The organism is Kocuria atrinae C3-8 (genome assembly GCF_000286355.1).
Lineage (GTDB): Bacteria > Actinomycetota > Actinomycetes > Actinomycetales > Micrococcaceae > Kocuria > Kocuria atrinae_A.
This window is the reverse complement of sequence record NZ_AJXN01000069.1, coordinates 1-6,973: the sequence shown is the minus strand read 5'-3', so window position 1 is coordinate 6,973 and position 6,973 is coordinate 1. Positions and strand designations below refer to the sequence as shown.

6 protein-coding genes and 2 pseudogenes are annotated in these 6,973 nt (G+C 64.7%); 3 read left to right on the top strand and 5 right to left on the bottom strand.

The window, feature by feature from the left end; genetic code table 11:
* Positions 1-119: 119 nt before the first annotated feature.
* The 4 genes and pseudogenes from YO9_RS0108300 to YO9_RS0108285 all read right to left on the bottom strand — a co-directional run bounded on the left by YO9_RS0108300 (position 120) and on the right by YO9_RS0108285 (position 3,649).
* A complete protein-coding gene (locus YO9_RS0108300) occupies positions 120-632 on the bottom strand; it encodes a class I SAM-dependent methyltransferase (protein ID WP_016997043.1) in 513 nt (170 codons plus the stop codon).
* Positions 633-846: 214 nt separating this feature from the next.
* Positions 847-1,407 carry a dihydrofolate reductase family protein gene (locus YO9_RS0108295; RefSeq protein ID WP_016997042.1) on the bottom strand — a complete coding sequence of 187 codons (561 nt, stop codon included), beginning with the start codon at positions 1,405-1,407 and terminating at the stop codon, positions 847-849.
* Positions 1,408-1,526: 119 nt separating this feature from the next.
* Positions 1,527-2,039, bottom strand: coding sequence for a nucleoside deaminase (locus tag YO9_RS0108290; RefSeq protein ID WP_016997041.1), 513 nt, complete (start codon positions 2,037-2,039; stop codon positions 1,527-1,529).
* A gap of 43 nt (positions 2,040-2,082) precedes the next feature.
* Positions 2,083-3,649: pseudogene (locus YO9_RS0108285) on the bottom strand (nucleobase:cation symporter-2 family protein).
* 393 nt (positions 3,650-4,042) lie between these two features.
* On the opposite strand from YO9_RS0108285, the pseudogene YO9_RS17605 reads away from it, so the two are divergent.
* Positions 4,043-5,468, top strand: a pseudogene (locus YO9_RS17605) (8-oxoguanine deaminase).
* 4 nt (positions 5,469-5,472) lie between these two features.
* Complete coding sequence (locus tag YO9_RS0108270; protein WP_016997036.1) at positions 5,473-5,844, top strand: hypothetical protein; 372 nt, start codon at positions 5,473-5,475, stop codon at positions 5,842-5,844.
* Positions 5,845-5,953: 109 nt separating this feature from the next.
* Here YO9_RS0108270 and YO9_RS0108265 read toward each other — a convergent pair whose 3' ends face one another.
* Positions 5,954-6,559 carry a DinB family protein gene (locus YO9_RS0108265; protein WP_223286296.1) on the bottom strand — a complete coding sequence of 202 codons (606 nt, stop codon included), beginning with the start codon at positions 6,557-6,559 and terminating at the stop codon, positions 5,954-5,956.
* A gap of 11 nt (positions 6,560-6,570) precedes the next feature.
* On the opposite strand from YO9_RS0108265, the gene YO9_RS0108260 reads away from it, so the two are divergent.
* A partial coding sequence (locus YO9_RS0108260) for a helix-turn-helix transcriptional regulator (RefSeq protein WP_223286295.1) occupies positions 6,571-6,973 on the top strand: 403 nt, incomplete at its 3' end.

Sequence of the window (6,973 nt, the reverse complement as noted above, 5' to 3'; positions counted from 1 at the left end):
GCTAGTCGGGCCCGAGCGTCACTTACGGTCATATCACTCATGCACTCAGAATACAGGCATTCTTGACGCTTTTGTACAAAACCGCGGTTATAGCGTGAAGGTCTGAGTGCGGCCGTAAATTACATCGGTCTTCGCACCACAATCACCCGGTCCTGTGAATGGTGTGCCCCGGCCCCGCCGGACACGTGGCGCTCGCGGACTTCGTCCAGCAGGGAATCCCAGTCGGCGTCAGCGAAGTACTGAGCAATGTCCTCCGGCATCACGTAGTCCGCGGGATCGAATCCGTGAGGGCCGTCGTCCATGACGTGATGGACGAACATGAGCAGTCCACCGGGCTTCACTGCCTGAGCGAAGTGCAGTTCTACCTCATGGTCGCCGACCTTGGGGATGGCCGGGTACTGGGCGGACACCAGATCAAAATCGATAAACGGCGCGTCAAGGAAACCCTGAACCAACCATCTGACCTCCACTCCGGCGGCATCCGCAGCGGCACGTGCGCGTCCCACGGCAATGGTGGAGACGTCCACGCCCGTGACGGACCAAGCTCGTTGAGCAAGCCACACGGCATCCGCGCCCTCACCGCAGCCCACGTCCAATGCGGATCCGGGCGTGAGCGATGAAGCCTCGGCCACCAGCGCGCCGTTCGGGTTGCCACTTCAGATGTGCTCGGTGTCGTAGCGGGCATCCCACTCTTGGGCGGTGACGGGTGCCTTGTGCTCCGGGTGTTCGTGCGTCATGGCTTCAGGGTGACACGACCAGAAGCTTATTGCGAACGATTCCGCGTAGGGCGAGCGGCAGAGACGGGTCGGCAGCGCCTACCAGCACACGACCGCCGGCAAAGATGTCCTATGCGCTGGGACTCGGGTTCACGACGTCGTAGGTAATCTCCACGAACTGGCCGACCGTCCGCGCGCCCATGAGGGTCAAGCGGCCGGGATACACAGTGCGCGGAAGTAACGGCTTTCCGCTGGCAAGGAACGCGGGCGCGAGCGTCATGATGATGCGGTCGAGAGCACCGGCATCCAGGAACTGGCCGACCAGGTCGCCACCGCCCATGACCCACACGACGCCCTCGCCAGCGGTTTCCGTGATCGTGGGAAGCGCGTCGGGAACGGAGCTGTTCAAGAACCGGACATCCACGCCGGGCGGCACGGGAAGGTCCCGGCTCGTGAACACGTAGCTGGGCCGGTCGCCGAAGAACCCGTTCCACTTCTCCGGGTGCTCGAGCATGTTCTCGGTGTTCAGCAACCATTCATAGGTTGACGAACCCATCACGAACACGGAGACGGTCTGAGTGAACGGCTCCACGTCCGGTGCCTCGCTCTTGACCTGGAACAGCCATTCGAGTGAGTTGTTGGGATCGGCCAGGAAGCCGTTGGCGGTGGTGGCTGTGTTGAAGATGAACATGGGACCAAACCTCCGAAAGGAGCGGTGTGTGGGCCTCCAGTGTGCGCCCATGTTCAGACACGCATAACCCCACCGGGCGCGCAGGAGACGCCCCCTCGCGGTCCAGTGACAGAAATGGGTCAGTACTCGGCGCGCTCCGCGTTGGCCGCCCAGGATTCGAAGGGCCCCTTCCGGCTGTCCACTGCAACGTGGCGGACCGGGACCAGCTTGTCTCGCTCCTCGGGGGTGGCCGTGAAGAACTCGTAGAACACGGCGTCGTCGAAACCGCCGTCGGCGGCGTCGTACCGATCGGCCGCGAAGTAGACCGCGTCCAGGCGCGCCCATAGGGAGGACGAGAGGCACATGGGGCACGGTTCGCAACTGGTGTAGAGCACGGCGCCGGTCAGGTCATGCGTGCCCAGGGCCTTACAGGTTGCGCGGATGGCGGACACTTCTGCGTGGGCCGTTGGGTCGTGATCTGCGGTGACGCGGTTGACCGCAACGAACTCCTGGCCGTCGGCCGTGACGACCACCGCTCCGAATGGGCCGCCGTCCACAGATGCGTTCTGGGCGGCCGCCTCAATGGCGGTTTGCAGGTGCTTCTGGACGTCAGCGTCGGAGGGCGTCGTTGCCGTAGCGGAATCGGTTGTCATGGTGTTTTCTTCCTGTTGTTTCGGGTGAGGATGGCGGGAAAGGTCAGAGTCCGTCGCGTTTGTACACGCGGTGGATCTGGCCGGTGTCCGTGAGCTCGCCGGTCTCCACGCGGCGTCGGGCCTCGTCGACCAGGTGGTCATCGACCACGGCGATCTCCTGGCCGTCCGCGCCGATCAGGCGCCGTTGACCAAGGTGTCGCCTTCTTGGAGGCCCTGAAGCATGGACTTGGGGAACACACGCGGTGGGTACGCGGCGAGCTCGGACGAGCCCGGGCGCGAGCCAAAGGTGAGCTCGTTGAACAAGATGTTGAGCAGCACGGCGGTGAGCGCGGCGGCGCTGATGCCGGAACCCAGAACCACCTGAATCCAGGACGGGAACTGTTCGTAGAAAGTCGGCGAGACCACGGGGATCAGGCCCATGGCCATCGAGACGGCCACGACCACCAGGTTGAGACCCGACCGGTAATCCACGCCGGCCAGGGTGCGGATTCCCGACGCCGCCACGGTTCCGAACAGCACGATGCCGGCACCTCCCAGCACGGGAGAGGGCACGGCAGCCACCACCCGGCCGAGCACGGGCAGCAGTCCCAGCACCACCATGATCACGCCGGCTCCGGCGACGACGAAGCGGCTGCGGATACCCGTGATCGCGACCAGACCCACGTTCTGCGCGAAGGCGGTTTGGGTGAACGTGTTGAACAGCGGAGCCACCGTGGAGGACAGCATGTCCGCGCGCAGGCCGTTGGCGATGCGCTTAGAATCCACACCGGTTTCGGCGATCTCACCCACGGCCACGATGTCCGCGGTGGTCTCGGTCATCGTCACGATGATCACAATGAACATGCCCAGGATGGCCGAGGCGACGAACAGCGGCGTGCCGAATTCGAAGGGGGTCGGGAAGCCGACCACTGGACCTTCGCCCACGCCGGAGAAGTTGGCGCGGCCCAGTAGGGCCGCCACGATTGTGCCGATCACGATGGCCAGTAGGATCGACAAGCGTGAGATCGCCGCCGAACCCACCTTGGACAGCAGCAGAACCACCAGCAGCGTGAACGCGGCTAGGCCGATGTTGGCTACGGAACCGTGGGACGGATCCCCTTCGGCACCCATGGACCATCCCGCGGCCACAGGCATGAGCGTCACGCCGATGGTCGTGATGACCACCCCGGAGACGACCGGCGGGAAGAACCGAATGACCTTGGCGAAGAACGGCGCCAGGATGAATCCGAGCGCTGAAGCGACCAGTACCGCCCCGAAGATGACACGGAGGCCTTCCTTACCGGGCGTTCCCTGAAGGATGGTCAACATGGTGGCCACGCCAGCGAAGGACACACCTTGAACCAGCGGCAACTGCGCACCCAGGAAGGGAACACCGATGCTCTGCAGGATGGTGGCCAGGCCGCCGATGAACAGTGCTGCGGCCACCAGGATGCCGGTTTCGGTCGCGTCCAGACCGGCGGCGGTTCCGATGATGAGTGGCACCGCGATCACGCCGCCGTACATGGTCAGGACGTGTTGTAGGCCGTAGGCCAGTGAACGCCCGACGCCAGGTACTCGTCCTCGGGGCGCTGCGGGGTGGTGGCGGCTGACGCAGGTCGCTTTTTCACGATGCTCTCCGGATCACGGGGTTCGGCTTGTCGGTGCTGAGGTAGCCCACAAAGTGCACGAGACCCGGAATACACGGGTCCATGTACTCGCCTTGCGGCTTACGTTGTACTGGATTCGTGCCCGGTAGATAGCCCTGAAAGGACCCGCCGTGGCGGTTGTGCTGTCGAGCGTAGCGCTGTCAGACTGTGACGAGCAACACTTTTTATTTCCGGAGTGTTAATTATGATTTCCGGAATATGAAATCGCACCGGGACGGTCGCGCCTTCAGCGCTGGCCCGTGCCGCGTTGGCCTCCGCGAACCTGCGGCACCTGGATCGGCAGACAGGAACACTGAGCCGGCTCGGTGCCATGCCGAGCTCATCACGGGTGACGGCGGTTGCCCGGAAAGGTGCGCCATGACCCTCGAACGTCCCACCCAAGACCCGACCACGCAGCCGAACGGCACGTTGCTCTGGATCAAAGATCCGGCCGGTATCCACACGTCCTCCCGCGAGAATACTGAAGCGAGCCGCGGCCTGGTGGTGGACACCGGCACCGGGGTCATCACGGAGATGGTGGGCGCGGGATCGGAGCCGACACGGTACGACAGGGTTTTCGACGCCGCCGCCCACGTGGTGCTGCCCGGCCTGATCAACACGCATCACCACTTCTACCAGACGCTCACGCGCGCTTGGGCGCCGGTGGCGGATGCCGAACTGTTCCCCTGGTTGCAGGGTCTGTATCCGGTGTGGGCTCGGCTCACTCCGGACGCCCTGGAGTCGGCCGTGACCGTGGCGGTGGCCGAACTGCTGTTGTCCGGGTGCACCACGGCGGCCGACCATCACTACGTGTTCCCGGCGGGCATGGAAGAGTCCGTGGATATCGAGGTTGACGTGGTGCAACGCCTGGGCGCCGCGCCATGCTCACCCGCGGATCCATGTCACTGGGCCAGGACGACGGCGGCCTGCCGCCCCAGTCCACGGTGCAGGATCACGACACCATCCTGGCCGATTCCCAACGCGTGGTGGAGAAGTATCACCAGCGCGGGGAGGACGCCAGAATCCGGGTCGCCTTGGCGCCCTGCTCCCCGTTCTCCGTTACCCGCGAACTCATGCGGGACACCGCGGCCCTGGCCACCGATCTGGACGTGCGGCTGCACACTCACTTGGCCGAAACCATTGACGAAGAAGACTTCTGCCGCGAACGCTTCGGCCTGCGCACGGTGGACTATCTGGAGTCCGTGGGCTGGCTCAGCTCGCGGACGTGGTTGGGGCACGCGATCCACCTGGACGATTCCGAAATCGCGCGCCTGGGCGCCGCGGGAGTGGGTGTGGCCCACTGCGCGACGTCGAACATGCGATTGGGATCGGGGACGTGTCGAGCCCTGGAGCTCGAGGAGGCCGGGTCGCCCGTGGGCCTGGGCGTGGACGGTTCCGCGTCCAATGACGGCTCCAACATGATCGAGGAAGTTCGTGCGGCCTTGAACATTCAGCGGCTGTCCGCGGGGCCTTCCCGGGTGCCGTTTCGCGGGCTCTGAACTGGGCTACTCGCGGGTCCGCGGGAGCACTCGGCTGGGACAACATCGGTGTCCTGGAGCCCGGGGCCAGGGCGGATATCGCCATGTTCACGCGCGATGAATTGCGCTTCGCGGGCTCCCACGATCCCGTCGCATCCCTGGTGCTGTGTGGTGCGCACCGGGCGGATCGGGTCATGGTGGACGGTCGATGGGTTGTTGAGGGCGGATCCCTGCCGGGCGTGGATCTCGAGCGCGTGGTCGCGCGGCAGGGTGAACAGGCGAAGCTCTTGATGCGGGACGAATCCAACCCCGCAGTTCTAGGATGAACCCATGCCTAAGACCCCCGCGGAAAAGCTGCTGATCAAGCCCGGTTCCTCCGTCTACAAGGCCGGGGACACCCCGGAAACGCGCGACCTCCTGGAACCGCTGCCGGAGGACGCGGTCTACGTGGAGCACGCCGATAACGCGGACGTTGCGGTGCTGTTCGCCATGAGTCGCGCCAACCTGGACGACCTGTTGGAAGCAAACCTCGAAGACCTCCGGGATACCCGCGCAGCGTGGATCGGCTACCTCAAGGGCGGCCGATCCAACATCAACCGGGACACCATTTGGACCCGCGTGAACGAGTTGAACTGGACGCTCAACGCCAACGTGGCCATTTCCGAGGAATGGTCCGCCGTGCGGCTCAAGGCCCTGGACTGATAGCTCCAGCAACCTGAGCCGTTCGGCGGACCAGTGCCGTCTAGAACCGGCTCGGCAGAGCTGCCTCGTCACGCCAACCTGGCGTGCTAAGACCCTGCCGGCCCACCGTTCACCACTCCCGATTCGGGTCCAGCCCGTCGACCAGGTCGTTGAGTTCGTAGGAACCCTTGCCGTCGATCGACTCGCGAATGATGTCCGCGTGGCCCACGTGGCGCGCGAGTTCACCAATGATGTGCGTCAATGCCCAACGAGCCTCCCAGGATTCGAGTTCGGGCGGGTACCACGGCGCGTCCGGGACGGGCATGGGGGCGCTTAAATCGGTGATGGACTCCATCTGCTCGGACGCGTAGGACACGCATCGGTCGAAGAACTCGAGCGTCTCGTCCAGCGTTGCTGGGTGGGACACGCAATCCTCCATGTACATGTCCTCACCGATGTCCTCCGGAACATCAGGAACATTGGTCTGTTGCGCAACCATGTTGGACCATCCCGCAGCCACGAGCGCGCAGTGTCGCAACAACCCCGTGAGATTCAGTGAGGATGCGGACGGAACGGAATGTGCCTGCTCGTTGGTGAGTCCGTACACCGTGGTGCGCACTTGCGCGAGGTGATACAGGATGTGGATGATCAGAACGTCTTTTTCGCCGTGTGCTTGGGGAACCAGGAAACCCATGATCTTGCCTCTCTCGAGTACTTCAACTGCTGATGAGGGCATCGTGGACCCCATTGCGGACAGATCCTGTCCGCAGTCACACTGAGTGCGTGACGGATCCGACCTCGCGTGCGCTGAAACTGCTGAGCCTGCTCGGCCACCGCACCGTGTGGTCCGGGCCCGAGCTCGCTGCGGAACTGGGCGTCACGCCGCGAACGCTGCGCCGCGACGTCGAGCGCTTGCGAGAACTCGGGTACACGGTGGATGCCGAACCCGGGCAGGGCGGCGGGTACGCGCTGCGTCGCGGCCAGGCGTTGCCCGCTCTGTCGCTCGACGAGGACGAGGCGCTCGCGGTCAACGTCGCACTCGCCGCCGCGGCCGGGTACCTCACCGACGCCACGCTGGTCAGCGGGCGCTCGCCAAAGATCGACGCCGTCCTGCCGCCCGCCGCGCGCGCTCGAGCGCAGGAAAACACGC